Origin of the sequence: Paenibacillus sp. p3-SID1389 (assembly GCF_025151705.1) — a bacterium.
In the GTDB taxonomy this organism is placed as follows: Bacteria; Bacillota; Bacilli; order Paenibacillales; family Paenibacillaceae; genus Fontibacillus; species Fontibacillus phoenicis.
Window position 1 is genome coordinate 1 of record NZ_JALXVO010000138.1, and the last position, 328, is coordinate 328.

The 328-nt window shown below is 42.7% G+C and carries 1 pseudogene; it reads right to left on the bottom strand.

From position 1 onward, the window contains the following. A pseudogene (locus M3G15_RS21455) lies at positions 1-191 on the bottom strand (Crp/Fnr family transcriptional regulator); the annotation flags it as partial. Between the last annotated feature and the right edge of the window lie 137 nt (positions 192-328).

Consider the following 328-nt stretch of genomic DNA (forward strand, 5'->3'; position numbering starts at 1 on the left):
GCCCACCAGCCTTGTACGGCCGGATGGTCGCCAGTGCTGTTCGCGATCGCTCCGGTCAGGAAGCCTGCGGCATCGAAGCCGCCGGTGATTTTATGATAGCCGGCTTCGATCCATTGGTAGCCCAGGTAGACGCGGATAACGGTCAGGAGCCACATCGCCACTTTGTTTGTTCTCAGGAAATTGTTAAACATAAGAACCACTCCTCTTATTTATCGTTGGTTTTTTGTTTTTCGGATGATCATCTTTGATGTCTTTATTATATGTGATTTATTTCACTATATATGTGATTTAAATCACAAATATCAAAAATTGAGAAAATAAATTTTAA